This is a genomic window from Pseudomonas sp. Y5-11 (genome assembly GCF_022368695.1).
GTDB lineage: Bacteria > Pseudomonadota > Gammaproteobacteria > Pseudomonadales > Pseudomonadaceae > Aquipseudomonas > Aquipseudomonas parakoreensis.
This window is the reverse complement of record NZ_CP058974.1, coordinates 5,896,653-5,910,913: the sequence shown is the minus strand read 5'-3', so window position 1 is coordinate 5,910,913 and position 14,261 is coordinate 5,896,653. Positions and strand designations below refer to the sequence as shown.

At 58.5% G+C, this 14,261-nt stretch carries 11 protein-coding genes; 5 read left to right on the top strand and 6 right to left on the bottom strand.

What is annotated here, in order from left to right; genetic code table 11:
* Positions 1-311: 311 nt before the first annotated feature.
* The 4 genes from HXW87_RS26520 to HXW87_RS26505 all read right to left on the bottom strand — a co-directional run bounded on the left by HXW87_RS26520 (position 312) and on the right by HXW87_RS26505 (position 6,702).
* Positions 312-677 (bottom strand): DUF6124 family protein, encoded by a 366-nt coding sequence (locus HXW87_RS26520; RefSeq protein ID WP_047296289.1) that lies wholly within the window; start codon positions 675-677, stop codon positions 312-314.
* 781 nt (positions 678-1,458) lie between these two features.
* A complete protein-coding gene (locus HXW87_RS26515) occupies positions 1,459-2,343 on the bottom strand; it encodes a hypothetical protein (RefSeq protein ID WP_239778042.1) in 885 nt (294 codons plus the stop codon).
* 362 nt (positions 2,344-2,705) lie between these two features.
* Entirely contained in the window at positions 2,706-5,117 is a 2,412-nt protein-coding gene (locus HXW87_RS26510) for a glucose/quinate/shikimate family membrane-bound PQQ-dependent dehydrogenase (RefSeq protein ID WP_239778040.1), read from the bottom strand.
* 223 nt (positions 5,118-5,340) lie between these two features.
* Entirely contained in the window at positions 5,341-6,702 is a 1,362-nt protein-coding gene (locus HXW87_RS26505; protein WP_239778039.1) for a carbohydrate porin, read from the bottom strand.
* Between the two features lie 300 nt (positions 6,703-7,002).
* On the opposite strand from HXW87_RS26505, the gene HXW87_RS26500 reads away from it, so the two are divergent.
* Entirely contained in the window at positions 7,003-7,233 is a 231-nt protein-coding gene (locus HXW87_RS26500) for a VF530 family protein (RefSeq protein ID WP_041068262.1), read from the top strand.
* Position 7,234: 1 nt separating this feature from the next.
* Entirely contained in the window at positions 7,235-7,873 is a 639-nt protein-coding gene (locus HXW87_RS26495) for a Pr6Pr family membrane protein (protein WP_239778037.1), read from the top strand.
* Positions 7,874-7,972: 99 nt separating this feature from the next.
* On the opposite strand, the gene HXW87_RS26490 is transcribed toward HXW87_RS26495, so the two are convergent.
* Both HXW87_RS26490 and HXW87_RS26485 read right to left on the bottom strand, forming a co-directional pair.
* The gene (locus tag HXW87_RS26490) at positions 7,973-8,758 is read right to left on the bottom strand and encodes a siderophore-interacting protein (RefSeq protein WP_239778036.1); all 786 of its coding nucleotides are present in this window, start codon (positions 8,756-8,758) and stop codon (positions 7,973-7,975) included.
* Positions 8,755-9,336 (bottom strand): PadR family transcriptional regulator, encoded by a 582-nt coding sequence (locus HXW87_RS26485; protein WP_182402306.1) that lies wholly within the window; start codon positions 9,334-9,336, stop codon positions 8,755-8,757. The genes HXW87_RS26490 and HXW87_RS26485 overlap by 4 nt, the downstream gene beginning before the upstream one ends.
* 516 nt (positions 9,337-9,852) lie before the next feature.
* Between HXW87_RS26485 and HXW87_RS26480 the strand changes: the two genes are divergently transcribed.
* From HXW87_RS26480 to HXW87_RS26470, 3 genes are all read left to right on the top strand, one after another.
* Entirely contained in the window at positions 9,853-10,329 is a 477-nt protein-coding gene (locus tag HXW87_RS26480; protein WP_174376817.1) for a CS1 type fimbrial major subunit, read from the top strand.
* A 113-nt stretch (positions 10,330-10,442) separates the two neighbouring features.
* Positions 10,443-12,965, top strand: coding sequence for a CS1-pili formation C-terminal domain-containing protein (locus tag HXW87_RS26475; RefSeq protein WP_239778035.1), 2,523 nt, complete (start codon positions 10,443-10,445; stop codon positions 12,963-12,965).
* On the top strand, positions 12,966-14,231 hold the full coding sequence (locus HXW87_RS26470) for a hypothetical protein (protein ID WP_095668390.1): 1,266 nt from the start codon (positions 12,966-12,968) through the stop codon (positions 14,229-14,231).
* Positions 14,232-14,261: the final 30 nt, after the last annotated feature.

Here is a 14,261-nt window from a genome sequence, read left to right as displayed (position 1 = left end):
TGTGGGAGCTGGCTTGCCAGCGATGGCGGCCTGACAGCCGACCATGTTCTGGCGGAATGCACTCAATTTACCTGTGGGAGATCAAGAGCGGTACTCGAGCTTGCGCTCATTGTTTTGAGTGGGGCGGCTGCGCCGCATGGGGCATTCACAATCAAAACTGTGGGAGCTGGCTTGCCAGCGATGGCAGCCTGACAGCCGGCCATGTTCTGGCGGAACGCACTCAATTTACCTGTGGGAGCGAGCCTGCTCGCGAAAGCGGTGGGTCAGGCACCTTAAATATTGAATGCGCTGGCGCCTTCGCGAGCAGGGGATTAGTTGTGTGTTGGAGATTGCGAGATTTCGTGGTTATCCAGCACTCGGTTTACCGCCAGTTCGGCGAGCATGATGATTTGCTGAATGGCCAGTATCGTCCGGCGCTGCGGGATGTCGATGTACGCGGCGATGTCGCTGGTCATGAGGCTGGCTTGGGCCAGTGATTCGCAAGCGTGAACCAGCAGGCTTTCGTTGTCCATGTCCGGGGCGACCTGGAACATGCTGCTCGGTTTGTGGAATCTCACCGCGGCGGCGGAGGGTTTCAGGTAGTGATCCAGCGCACGCTCGGCGGCATCGTGGAGTTTTTTTGAATCGAGGGATTCGTAGGGGGAGGTTTCGGGGGGATTGGGTGTGGGTTTGATCATGGTGAAGCTCCGAATGAGAAGTGGGGCTGTCACTCTCAATCGCCGCGACGCGACTGAGGGTGGCAGCTGTACGCGGGTTCGCGGACCGAGCCATTCGGCAATCTCGGCATACCCGAAGGTATCCCGCGCACAGCCACCATCAAACCAAACACAGAGCACCTGAGCGCTCCCGTTTGGGCTGGCGATTATGCATCAAATCGAATGGATTGCTCGGGCCGCGACGCCCGGCCGCTGAATTTCCAGCGACCACCAGAGCCTATCCAGCCAACTTCCGAGGCACAACCGACGCGACCTGTCGGAAAACTCCGCGCAATCACCAGCATTTGTAGGACGAACACATTTCCCACAAACCGGCCCATTCCACCCTGTAGGAGCTGCCGAAGGCTGCGATCTTTTGACTTTGATTTTTAAAAGCCAGATCAAAAGATCGCAGCCTTCGGCAGCTCCTACAGGGATATTGGGTGGGCACAAAAAAGGCGATGCCCCTCACGGAGCATCGCCTTTCTATTACCGCCGCTAAAACTTATTCCGGCAGTTTGTACGCAATCACATAGTCACCCATCTTGGTGCCCAGCGAGCCGTGACCACCCACCACGAGCAGCTTGCCGTCCATGTCTGGTGCGATCTGGAACATCTGGCTCGGTCGGCGGCCAAGGCATTTTTCGGAATGGGATTGAAATGGTGGTCGAGGGCGCGCTCGGCGACTTTGTGTAGTTTCTTTGATAAATATTGGAGCGTTATCCTTCGCAAAAATATCTAGTAAAACGCCAGATTTTCAGAACTAAGGGCCTACTATGCTGTTATCGGTTTCGGAGTGCATCTGATCCACATTGCCCAAGGACTTATTAAGCTCCTCAAGAATTGATTTGGATTCCTCTACCATATGTTGGCTTACTGATGGGTCTGCTCCATGGATTATAGCGTTTCTCAAGGTAATCAAGTTTTTTAGGCGAGAAAATAATTCGTTATTTATTTTTTCCCTGCGTAACAGAATTTCAGCAAGTCGGGTATTTGAAGTGTGTTTGTTGTATTTTTTGTTAGAAAAGTCCGGCGTCAGAACGGTGATGTTGGTATTTGTGTTTAAAATAGATTCTATGTTGTTATACAGTTTGAGAAACTCTGACAAGTCTCCTTGCATTGTTTTTACGTTGTGTTCGGGATCGATTTTGTCTTGGAGGGCTTGACTCGCAGCTTGGATATTGCCGGGTCCAACAATATCTACAACAAAGAAAGCAATGGCCACAAAAGAAATAGCAAAGAATGACTGGCTGAAATTCATAAGGTACGTGAGGGGTTCAGTGTTTTTTGAGTTTTCCTGTGCACTAACCAGATTTGTTAGAAGGATCGTAAACATCACGAGAGCGGTAATTACTGCCAGTTGCCAGAAGTATCTACCCTCTAGTTTTTCAATGGATTTGGCTCGAGTTTCGTCGCTTCTTGCTTCGCGGTTCAAGTCACCACGCAAAAAGATATACCCCGTGAGGGTTAAACCGTAGACAGCGGCTAGTACCTGAGCAGATGTTGAGTATAGGTACATAATTTGATTCTCGGTGAGCTCAAATAATGCATGGTTCAGGCCGAAATAGGTCGAAGCCCAACAAGAAATAAACAATAAGAGAATTATTGTAAGTAGCACGACTACGTTCGGGATTGAGTGCAAGCGCATGTGACGTCCTTGATTGGGGGATATCCGTAGTTAGGGAGAGATGAAGGATTACGAAAATTTACAGTTTCTAATGCGCTATTCCTTGGAACTATATAGGGGCATTATGCCATTGCTTGTGAGCCTAGGCGACTTGCCAGTAGACATGAGTCATGAGCATTCAGGCATTCAGGCATTCACGGAGCATGGGAGTGTTACCAGCACGGTCCCAAGCGACACACCATCAGCATGGTTGTATCAAGCGAAAATGAGCGAAAGATTTTGTCGCTCGGGTCCCACAGATTTGTAGCGTTGTCATAGACCCGGACGGAAAAAAAGGCGACACCCCTCACGGAGCATCGCCTTTCTATTACCGCCGTTAAAACTTATTCCGGCAGTTTGTACGCAATCACGTAGTCACCCATTTTGGTGCCCAGCGAGCCGTGACCGCCCACAACGAGCAGCACGTATTGCTTGCCGTCCTTGCCGGTATAGGTCATCGGAGTCGCTTGGCCGCCAGCCGGCAGACGCGATTTCCACAGTTCTTTACCAGTGTTCACGTCGTAGGCGCGCAGGTACTGGTCCAGGGTGCCGCTGAGGAAGCCGACGCCGCCGGCAGTCACCATCGAGCCGCCCATGCTTGGCACGCCCAGGGTGAAGCCGATCGGGATCGGCGAGCTGTCGCGGCTGGTGCCGTTTTTGCGTTTCCAGACGACTTTGCCGGTGGTCAGGTCGATGCCGGCAACGTAGCCCCAGGCCGGGGCCTGGCACGGTACGCCCAGTGGCGACATGAACGGGTGCATGATCACCGCGTAGGGCGCGCCGGTGTTCGGTTGCACGCCAGCGGTTTCGCTTTCGCGTTTGCTGCCGGCGGCGACTTTCTCGCGTGGCACCATTTTCGAAACGAAGGCCATGTAGTTCGGGCTGGTGAACAGCATCTGGCGAACCGGGTCGACCGAGACGCCGCCCCAGTTGAACACGCCGACGTTACCCGGGTAGATCAGGCTGCCCTGTTCCGACGGAGGCGTGTATTGGCCTTCGTAGCGCAGTTCCTTGAACTGGATGCGGCACAGCATCTGGTCGAACGGGCTGGCGCCCCACATGGCTTTTTCGGTCAGTTCCGGGGCCAGCAGGTTGAGGTCCGAACGGGCCTGGGTCGGTGCGGTGTGGTCGCCTTTCACGGCGCCTTGTGGTACCGGGATTTCCTTGATCGGGATGATCGGCGTGCCGTCACGACGGTCGAGGACGTACAGGCTGCCCTGTTTGGTCGGGGCGATCAGCGCCGGTTTCACGCCGTCGGCGGTTTTCATGTCGAGCAGGGTTGGCTGGCTGCCAACGTCCATGTCCCACAGGTCGTGGTGGGTGAACTGGTAGTTCCAGCGCACTTTACCGGTGGCCAGGTCGAGGGCAACGATGCCGGCGCTGAATTTCTCGGCGCCTGGGGTGCGGTCAGCGCCCCACTGGTCTGGAGTCTGGTTACCCAATGGCAGGTAAACCATGCCGAGTTTTTCGTCGACGCTGGCCAGCGACCACATGTTGGCCGAGTTGCGGCTGTAGGTTTCGCCTGGGGCCAATGGCTCGGTGGCGTCCGGCTTGTCGCTGTCCCAGTTCCATACGAGGTGACCGTCGCGCACGTCGAAAGCGCGGATCACGCCCGATGGCTCGTTGGTCGATTCGTTGTCGGTAACGTGACCGCCCATGATCACCAGATCACGGGTAATCGCGGCCGGCGAGGTGGAGTAGTAGCCACCGGCGGTGAACGGGCCGATGCCTTGGGTCAGGTCGACCACGCCGTTGTTGCCGAAGCCTTCGCAGATCTTGCCGGTGTCGGCGTTCAGCGCGATCAGGCGGGCATCGGCGGTTGGCAGGTACAGGCGACGCGGGCAGGCCTGAGCAACGGCTTTGCCGGCTTCGGAGACAACGGCGGACGCAGCGTTTTCAGACTTGGCGTAAGCCGCTTCGTCGTAGTACGACACGCCACGGCAGGTCATGTGGGCGAAGCCCTTGAAGCCCACCGGGCTCTTGATCTGTGGGTCGAAGCGCCAGATTTCCTTGCCGGTGTCCGGGTCCAGCGCCAGCACTTTGCTGTGCGCGGTGCACGCATAGAGCATGCCGTTGGCTTTGAGCGGGGTGTTTTCGTTGGTCAGCTCGACCGGGTCATCGGCGGTTGGCAGGTCGCCGGTCTGGATGCGCCAGGCTTCTTGCAGCTTGCCGACGTTGGCCGGAGTGATCTGCTTCAGCGGCGAATAGCGGTCGCCGAACTCGGTGCGGCCATAGGCCTGCCAGTCGCCATCAGGCATTTGCGGTGCGGTGCTGGTCATGTCCGCGGTGTCGCGGCCCAGTTCGCCAAAGGTTTCGCCCGGGTGGGTGAACAGGCTGGCCAGGGCAGTGACGCCGGCCAGAACCACGGCCACACTCAGACCACCGGTGCCCATCGGCGCCGGGCCATTGAGCAGCAGCGGACGACGGAACCACGGCAGCAACATCACGATGCCGAGGACGAACCACAGGGCCAGGCGCGGCACCAGTTGCCACCAGTCCAGACCGACTTCCCACAGGGCCCAGACCGTGCTGGCGAACAGCACGATGGCGTACAGGCCCAGCGCGGCACGACGACGCAGCAGCAACAGAACGCCGCTCAGCGCAATGCCGATACCGGCCAGCAGGTAGTACAGCGAGCCGCCGAGCATGCTCAGCTTGACCCCTCCGGCCAGCATGGCCAGGCCCATCAGTAGAAGCAGAATGCCGAGCAGGCTCGGTAGCAGACGGCCCCGACTCGAAGCACTTTCGGTGCTCATAGTGTGATTCTCCGTGACGTTTATGTAGTCCCGCGCTGTAGTCACTTTAGATGACGATTGGGCGCAGGTATGGTTCAGATAAAAACTTGTCTAGCTAACGAATTTCATGAGTTTCCCTGTGGGAGCTGGCTTGCCAGCGATGGCGGAGTGTCAGCCGACAATAATGTCGAATGTGAAATCGCATCGCTGGCAAGCCAGCTCCCACAGGTTTCTTCAGTGTTTTTTAGAACGACGACTGGATCTTGATCCCCGCGATCAGCGCGTCATCGACGTCGTTCACGCCACCGGGGTGGCGGATGTATTGCAGGTTCGGGCGCACGGTCAGCCAGTTGGCGAGGTGCACGCCGTAATACAGTTCGGCGCTGTATTCGGTGTCCTGCGGTGGCAGGAAGGACGGGTCGTCGTAGTCGTAGACCGCCTGCGCCTGATTGCTCGCTTCGGCGTTTTTGCGGAAGGCCGGGTTGACGTGCACGCGGGCCAGGGCGAAACCGATGTCGTCCTTGGCGCGGGCATCGAACGGGCCTTTGTAGACGACGCCGGCCTGCACGTAGTTGTCGATCGCGTTGGTTTTCTTGTCGTGCATCGTCGCGTTGGCGAACACGCTCAAGCCGCGCGAATGATCGCTGGCAATGCTGGTGACTTGCTGCTGCGCGCCGAACCACACGCCGTGTTTGCTCGACGCGCTGCGGTAGGCTTCGCCGCTCAGCGCGGCAGGCTGGCCGTTCTGGTCTTTATAGACGTCAGAGGCCTTGGCGCTGCTGTAGTAGTAACCGGCGCGGTATTCGCCCGGCAGACCATTGAGCTTTGGCGTCCACACCAGCTCCACCGGCAGCACGGCGCCCTGAGTGCCGCTGCCGCTGAGTTTGAAACCGTTGCCGCGATCGAGGTTCGACGGGTTCTGCTCGTAAGCGCCGACCTGCGCGTACAACTCTGGGGTCAGGTGATATTTGACCCGCAGCGCCCACTGGCTGACTGGCCAGTTGTACCAGATGCCGCCGACCCAGTTGCCGACCTGCGAACCGCAGAACGCCAGGTTCTGGAAGTCGCACGGGAAGCTGTTGAAGTCTTCGCCTTCACCGAAACGGCCAACCTTGATGTCGAGCTTCTGGTCGAAGAATTTCTGCTGGTACCACATCTGCGTCAGGCGCGTGGTCTGGCCACGGCCCCAGACTTCCTGGGCCGAAGTGAAGCCGCCCACGCGTGGATCGTTGATCCGGTCGTTGCTGATGTTGTTGCCGCTGCGCTTGGTGAGGGTCAGCTGAAATTCGGCATCGTCCCAGCCGAGGATTTTTTGCAGGTCCAGATGCGTGCCCAGACCGAACTGATCGCTGTAGCGCGCGGTGCGATCGTGGTCGTAGCCGCCGTGCAGGTTGCTGCCCATTTCCCCGGTGTAATCGAGTTTGAAGTCGTAGCCTTTTTCCGCGAGTTCGCTACGGGTGCCGTTCCAGTCACCGAGCATCCACGGTGAGTCGCTGTCGAAGGCGGGGGTCGCCTGGGTACAGGTGACGAAGCCGAGCGCGGTGCAGCCACCGATCAGGCGCAGGGCTGAGATAGCGCTGTCTCGGGAGAAGGAAAAATCAGGCATGGATCAGTCTTTTTTTGATGTTTTCTGGGGGTGAACCGAACGCTTCAATTTGACGCAGGCAGTGAAGCGATTCAGCTGAAGGGCGGCAGGATAATGATCTGCAACAAAAAGACAAAGGGCTTTTGCAGACATGCAGCGTTTCGGATTCGGTAACAGTGCGTCAAACGGGCGCATTGTGGCGCGGATCACAGGCTGCGATCTTCTCCGGTTGGCCTACATTTGATGCAAGGCCTTCCACCTGACCGGCCCCTCGGCTAAGGTGCGCGGCTTGTGCATTTTCACTCCGTCCAAAGGCTTGGCATGAACGACCACTCTCCTGATCCGCTGCATGGCGTCACCCTCGAACAGATCCTCAATGCGCTGGTGGCGCATTACGAGTGGTCAGGGTTGGCCGAGCGTATCGATATCCGCTGCTTCAAGAGCGATCCGAGCATCAAGTCGAGCCTGACGTTCCTGCGCAAAACGCCTTGGGCACGGGAGAAGGTCGAGCGCTTGTACGTGAAACTGATGCGCACCAAGCGACCGCTCTGAGATGGACGCCGTTATGCGGCGACGCCTGATCACGGTCATCGCCAGCCTCGGTTGGGCCGGGCTGAGCATTCAGCTGTACCTGATTTTCCTCGCACGGCTGAGTGTCGACGCCAGCCTGCTGGGCGGGCTGGTGAGTTTTTTCAGCTACTTCACCGTATTGACCAACACCCTGGTGGCGAGCGTGCTGACCTGCGCGGTTACCCGGCGTGAATCCGCCGCGCAACGCTGGTTTCTGCAGCCGTGGGTCAGCAGCGGGATTGCCGTGAGCATCGCCGTGGTCGGTCTCGCCTACAGCATTCTGCTGCGGCATTTGTGGCATCCGCAGGGCTGGCAGTTTATCGCTGACGAACTGCTGCACGACGTGATGCCGCTGCTGTTTCTCGGCTACTGGTGGTTTTGCGTACCCAAAGGCACGTTGCGCCTTTGGCACCTGCCGCTGTGGCTGATTTACCCATTGGTGTATTTCATTTACGCGTTGCTGCGCGGGCATCTGCTCGGTGCGTATGCGTATCCGTTCATTGATGTGGCGCTGCTCGGTTATGCACAGGTGTTCATCAATGCCGGGGGGATATTGGTGGGGTTTGTGCTGATTGGCTTGCTGGTGATCGGCCTGGATCGCTGGAGATTTGCACGAAGTTAAAGCACCTGTAGGAGCTGCCGCAGGCTACGATCTTTTGACGTTGATTGTTCAAAAACAAGATCAAAAGATCGTAGCCTGCGGCAGCTCCTACAGGGCAAATCACTCTTCTGCGGAACCCTCGGCCCGCCAGTAGCCCACGGCTTTGACGAACTGTTCATTGAGCCCATGCTCATCCAGCAGCACCCGGCGGATCTGCCGCGAGACTTTGGTCTCGGTCGCCACCCACGCATACAGATTGCCCTTGGGCACCTGCAGCTGTCTGACGGTGGTCAGCAGGTTGTCCTTGCCACCTTCGCGCAGCACCCAGATCACGTTGACCTGCGCCGCGCTCTCCAGCACCTGTTGCTCGGCACCGTTCTCCACTTCGATCACCACCAGTGCCTTGCGATTGGCCGCCAGACTTTCGAGGCGTCGGGCGATGGCGGGCAGGGCGGTTTCGTCGCCGATCAGCAGGTAGCTGTCGAAGATGTCCGGCACGATCATCGAGCCGCGCGGGCCGCCAATGTGCAGGAATTGCCCTGGCCTGGCCTGTTCGGCCCAAGTCGAGGCAGGGCCGTCGCCGTGCAGGACGAAGTCGATGTCCAGCTCGAGCTTTTCCAGGTCATAGCGACGCGGGGTGTAGTCGCGCATCTCGGGCATCGGGCCATTGTCCTTGCCCGCGCCGAGCACCATGGTCTCCAGCGCTGCTGCCTGTTCGGCGTTCTGCGGGAACAGCAGTTTGACGTGATCGTCGGTGCCCAGGCTGATGAACCCGGCCAGCTCCTGGCCGCCGAGGGTGATGCGGCGCATGCGCGGGGTCAGGTCGACCACGCGCAGCACTTCGAGCTTGCGGCGTTTGATGTCGTGCATCACGCGGTGAATGGTTTGGGTATCGACTGCAGTCATTCGGCTTTCTCCGGGGCAGATTGAACGGCGGGGCCGTCGACGATGGCTTTGGCGGTGTCGTTGAGCAGGTCACGCACACGCAGGATTTCTTCGGCGCTCCAGCGCCCGTGGTGCATTTGCAGGGCATGGCGCAGGTTGTGCACGGCCTCGTGAATCTCCGGCGGCCGGTCGTGGCCGCGCAACGAACGTTTGCTGACGTCAATGCGCATGCGCACACCGTCCAGTGCGACGGCTTGCTCACTTAAAGACAGACGACCGGCTTCAGTGACGCTGTAGCGCTTTTTGCCGGCTTCGGCGTCGCCACTGATCAGGTCGCTTTCTTCGAGGAAAGTCAGGGTCGGGTAGATCACCCCGGGGCTTGGGCTGTACGCGCCGTCGAACATGCCTTCGATCTGGCGGATCAGGTCGTAGCCGTGGCACGGCTGCTCGGCGATCAGCGCCAGCAGCAACAATTTCAGGTCGCCCGGGGCGAACACCCGTGGGCCGCGTCCGCCGCGTTCACGGCCGGGGCGTTTTTCGAAGCCGTCACGGCCGTCGCCGTGTTCGCGGTGGTGATGGGGGGCATGATGGTCTCTCATTTTCCTTCTCTCTCGTCTTGTTTAGATACAACTTAAGATATATCTTACCCGTCATGCAAGGGGGCCTGACCAACGGTGCTCACCTGATCGATCGAATCTGCGGCCCGAAAAAACCGGAAAATGATCAAGAAAACGCAGTATTAAATCCCCCGGCAAAGGCGCAGATTAGTGCTGAGTCTCTAATGTTCTGTTTCGCCCTTTATTTCCGGAAAAGTGTCGTACATGTCTGACGGAAGTTGCTGCAAAGTTGTGGCGCGTACAGTCACTCGGATGGCGCGCTGTAGCCGGTATCTTACAGTCGGACAAGAACTTTCCTGAGTTTTGTAGTTTTTTCTTTCTCATCTGATGGCGTCCAGGCTACAAGGTCGCAGGACGTTGCCTGCTTACTTTGAAGATAAATTGGTTGAACATGCTTCGGCGTTGAAAGTTAGGGGTGAACAGGGACTGCTCGTGACTGTTCTGTTTGCCTTGACTGGTTGACGACTCAACTAATTTATATAAGACAGGTACTCAATGATGTTCAAGAAACTCGCCTTTGCCGCCCCTCTGACTGTATTGGCCATGAGCGCCTCGATGGCGTTTGCCGCGACCGAAGCCAAGCACTCGATCAGCATCGTGGCGCACGTACCGGCCGATGACTTCTATGCGGTGCCGGTGGATGCCGATCTGGTCAACAAGGATCAGGACATGAGCTACAACCCGGCGACCGCTTCGATGCGCGAAGTCAATGGCCACTTCGATGTGCTGCATACCGCAGGCAAGGTCCATGCGCGTCTGGAAGGCGTGCCGAAGCTGATCGCCGGCAACCAGACCATCGATCTGAAGGTTGAACTCAACGGCAAGACGCTGACCACCACTTCGCAGGAAGTGGTGGGTGATACCGAGTCCAATACGCGTTATCGCGCACCGTTCAAGATCAGCGCCACCGGTGCCAAACCGGCCGCTGGCGATTACACCGGTGTGGTCATGCTGGTCGTCGAACCTTCGGTGTAAGTAATAACGGCAATACCTGACGTTACTTGTTCAAGTGGCGTAACCGGTCGGCGATTTGCAACTTGCAAGTTGCCCGGCCGGGCTTTTACTTCCGGTAATCAGAGTATTAATTCATGTATCCGATGACGCCCATCGCGACTGCGCTTGCGTTGCTTTTTAGCAGCAGCGTACTGGCGGCGCCGCCTCCAGTCGATAATACCCCGCGAAGTTTGCTGGCTCAGGCGAAAGGTCTGCCGGCGGACTTCGAAGAGCATTTCTTTGATGTGCCTTTGGCGGTTCGTGTCGAACTTGATCAACAACCGCTGGGCGAGGCAATGATTGTGTTGTCACGCGATGATCGCATTACCTTGCTTGAGTTCACTGACACCAGTGACAGCCGTTACAGCGCAATCGAACAGCAAACGTGGGCCAGCATTCTCAAACCCGGTGTGGCCCTCGGCAAATGCAGCGGACAGTGTCCCGAGCAATTGCTGGAGTTGCATTACAACCTGCAAAACTCGCTGCTGTCGATCGCCACTGCCAACGCCGAGCGCGATCTGCAGGTCCAGCGTTTTCATGATCAGCCGGAAGGTGGCAGCCACGGCTTGATGTTGCGCAATCAGCTGAACCTCAACGGCGGCCAGGATCAGGATCTGGGCGGACGTTTCGGTCTGGAAGCCAGTGCCAGTCTCGGCAACTGGAGCCAGTCCCTCAATATGCAGCTGGCGCGCCTTGGCGGGCCGGACACCAAGACCTATCACGCGGTGCACGAGCTCTACACCCAGCGCGAACTGCAGGGCAGTTTTTTCCGTCTGGGCTATTTCACCCCCAATTCCGAAGGCCTGACCCGCCAGCCCCGTTCGTTCGGCACCAGCCCGGACACGGCGGTCGGCGTGATGTATGGCAGCTCCGACAGTCTGGCGGTCGATAGCCCGCGGCCCAGCGTCTACCCGATTTTCGTCACCGCCAATCGCCAGGCATCGGTGGAGATCTATCGCGATGGACTGTTGATCAACACCCAGTCAGTCACTGCCGGTCTGCAGACCCTCGACACCCGACCGCTGCCCGGTGGCATTTATGAGGTGGAAGTGCGCCTGATCGAAGACGGCCAGACCACGTCGACCACCCAGGAGCTGGTCTATAAACCGCTCAACTGGCAAAACCTCGACGAGCGCTGGCGCTACAACGTGTTCGCCGGACAGGAAAGCAAACTGCTGAGCAATTGGGAGCAACAGCAAAGCGGCGATCTCACCGCCGGTGCCGCGCTCAACTATTTGTTGCACCCGCGTGTGATCCTCGGCCTGTCGGCGCGCCAGGTACGCGACACGTTGCAGTACGGCAGCTCGATCGACTGGAGCCTGGCGGACAGCATCAGCCTCTACGCCAACCTTTACCAGACCGAAGATCACGGCACCGGCGCCGATGTGCAGGGTTTGTACAACTACGGCGCCGGCAGCCTGGTGGTCAGCCACAACCGCAGCTGGCTCGACACCCGCAACAGCTACGACACGCTGCCCGATGGCACCCGCGTACGCCAGCGCAACGTGTTCATCGGCGAAACCAGCAATTCGTCGCTGGCGCTCAACCACCGCATCAGTCGCAAGAACTCTCTGAGTGCGCGGGTCTCGCACAGCGAAGGCAACGTCGAAGGCGTGGGCATGGACCTGAGCTGGACACAACGCACCGAGCTGTTTGGCAGTGACGCCAACTGGCGCCTGTCGCTGTTCGATCGGCCGGGCAGTTACAGCAGTGGCGATGCACGCAATCGCGGGATCGACCTGAGTATCAACATGGCGCTGGGCGGGCCTGGCCAGCAACTGTCCGCCAGTATCGGCAGTCGTACCGCCCGTGATGGCAGCCGCGACAACAATGGCTCGTTCGGCTATCGCAAAGACCTGCAGGACCATGTCCTGCAAAGCGTGTCGGTCACTGCGCTGACCGACACATACGGGGTCGGCCTGGCGAGTCTGGCCAGCTTTCGTACCGATCAGGTCAATGGCGACGGCTTTCTTCAGCGCTCGTCCTATAACGGCAACTTCACTGGCGGCCTCAACCTCGACAGCACGGTGGTCATGGGAGGCCAGCAACTGGTCATGACCAGCCAGCATCCGGGACGTGGCGCCGGGATGATCGTCGATGTCGAGTCAGACATCGACGACATTGCCTTGCGTGCCGACGATCTCGGCGCAGGCAGCGCGGCGTTGCGGGCGGGGCGCAATTTCATCCCGCTGACCGCCTACAGGAACAGCTCGGTGAGCTTCGACTTCCAGGGCAACCACGCCCCCGCCGCGAACATCGAACCGGCGCGCACCCGCTACCACCTGAACAAGGGAGGCGTGGAGTACCGCAAGGTGCGCGTGATGAAAACCGTGACCGTGCTCGGACGTCTGCTCGATCCGCAAGGGCGGCCGCTCAAGGGCCACCACGTGATCAACCACGCCAGCCGTGGGGTGAGCGAGGTCGACGGGTTCTTCTCGATGGAGATGCATGTCGGCTCACCGACCCTGGAAGTGCGCTACGCCGATCAGTTGTTGTGCCAGTTCCGGCTCGATACCGACAAACACCGCAGTGAAAGCAACGTGCTGATGATCGGCGATCTGCGCTGCTCACCCGACACATTGGCCGACGTCTCGTTCACACGACAGGAGGCCAGTTGAATGGTCAGCTTCAAAAAATGCGCGTCGCGCTGGCTGCGCCGTGGGCAGTGGCTATGTCTGTTGGGGTTGTTGGCGGCACCGCCCGTTGAGGCGGCGTCGCTGCAAATCCGAGCGTTGTTCAAACCCGATCCCGCCAACCCGCAGAAAAACGAGTTCATCAATCAGACACCTTCCACCGGGTACTGCGAGTATTACCCGCAAATCTGCCGCGACAGCAATACCTTCAGCCTGCGGCTGATGACTCAGGTGCAGTCCAGTCAGCCCATTCAGGCCAATGCCAGCCAGCGCAACAGTGCGATGTTCAAAGTGCCGGGGGCATGGCGCACCTTGACCGTCAGCCATACCGAAACCGGTGAAACCCGCAATCTGGAAGTGCGTATCTCAGGTGTGGGGTCCAACTATGTGCTGAGTCATTCAGCGGCCAGTCTGACGGGCTCCTCGACCGCAAGTGAGGGTCACAACCGCCTGTGGCACGGCTACGGCTGGGTCAATCCGGCGCCTCCCTGTGGCACCACCGGAGTGGGCTTTCTCGGGGCGTCAACCTACGCTTTTTTCTGGAAGGTTCCCGACGAACGTTCCTGCACCAAAATTGCTCAGTTCAACATCCCCGGAATGACTTACGGCTACCTCGATTTTGCCTACGAATTACGGACACCCGACCCGCTGAAAATGTCGTCCGGCAATTACACCGGTACGTTGAGATACAGCATGGGACCAAGAGGCGATTTCGATTTCGGTGACGTGATGATTCCTGACGACACCGAGCTGACGCTGGATTTCAACCTGGAAGTTCAGCACACCTTGAAAGTCGACATTCCGCCGGGCGGCGAAAAAATTCGCCTGGTGCCTGCCGGTGGCTGGCAAAGCTGGTTGCAGGCCGGACGCAAACCGGTGCGACTGTTTCGCGATCAGCCTTTTCATATTTCGGCCTCATCGCGTTTCAAAATGCACCTGGAATGCGACTCCCGCGGGCTGCTCGAATGTGTGATTCAAAACCCGGCTTCGGCAGACAACTACATCGAAGTACGGGTCAGCGTCACGTTGCCCAATGGGTTGACTGACCTTTCCGGCCAACCGGTCAACCGCCGTCGTCTGCGTGTCGGCCAAGCCAGCGCGCAACAGTTCCAGCCCGGTTTTTATGTGGATAGAGGAGCCGGCGTCCTGCACTTTGAAATCCCGGAATATGTTCTGCCGATCATATTGATACCCGGGGTGGGTGGCACCTACGTCGGCAATATCACGGTGATCTGGGATTCGGACATTTGATGGGCCGTAGATCGATGAGGCGTGCCAGCG